Genomic DNA, 586 nt, shown 5'->3' with positions numbered 1-586 from the left:
TCGATGACGTAGCTGTCGCTGCCGGCGCCGCCGATCAGGGTGTCCGCGCCGGCGCCGCCGTTGAGGGTGTTGTTGCCGGCGTTGCCGATCAGGGTGTTGCTCAGGGCGTTGCCGTAGACGGTGAAGTCGCCGGCGCCGAGGAGGGTGACGTCCTCGACGTTCTGCAGGTTGGCCAGGCCCAGGTCGACGGTGCTGCTCTGGGCGGTCGCGCTGTACGAGATCTCCAGGCGGTCGGTGCCTTCGTTGGCCAGTTCCTGGACGAGGGCGAGCTCGCCGGCCTGGTCGAGGCCGTAGGTGTCGTTGCCCTTGCCGCCGATCATGATGTCCAGGCCGGCGCCGCCGATCAGGCGGTTGTCGTTGTCGTTGCCCCGCAGGACGTTGTTCAGGGCGTTGCCGGTGGCGTTGAGGGCGCCGCCGACCAGGTTGAGGTTCTCGAGGTTGGCGCCCAGGGTGTAGTCGATGTAGGAGTACACCGAGTCGACGTCGGTGGCCGACGGGCCCTGCTCGATGATCACGTCGCCGACGTTGTCGATGACGTAGCTGTCGCTGCCGGCGCCGCCGATCAGGGTGTCCGCGCCGGCGCCGC

Annotated in this window: 1 pseudogene; it reads right to left on the bottom strand. The window is 68.8% G+C overall.

Annotated features, from left to right (window positions below):
* Window positions 1-586: pseudogene (locus tag CAG41_RS28085) on the bottom strand (calcium-binding protein); the annotation flags it as partial.

Origin of the sequence: Pseudomonas sp. B35(2017) (assembly GCF_002113645.1) — a bacterium.
Classification (GTDB): Bacteria; Pseudomonadota; Gammaproteobacteria; order Pseudomonadales; family Pseudomonadaceae; genus Aquipseudomonas; species Aquipseudomonas ekonensis.
The sequence above is the reverse complement of the archived record's forward strand: the minus strand, read 5'-3'. Positions and strand labels throughout refer to the sequence as shown.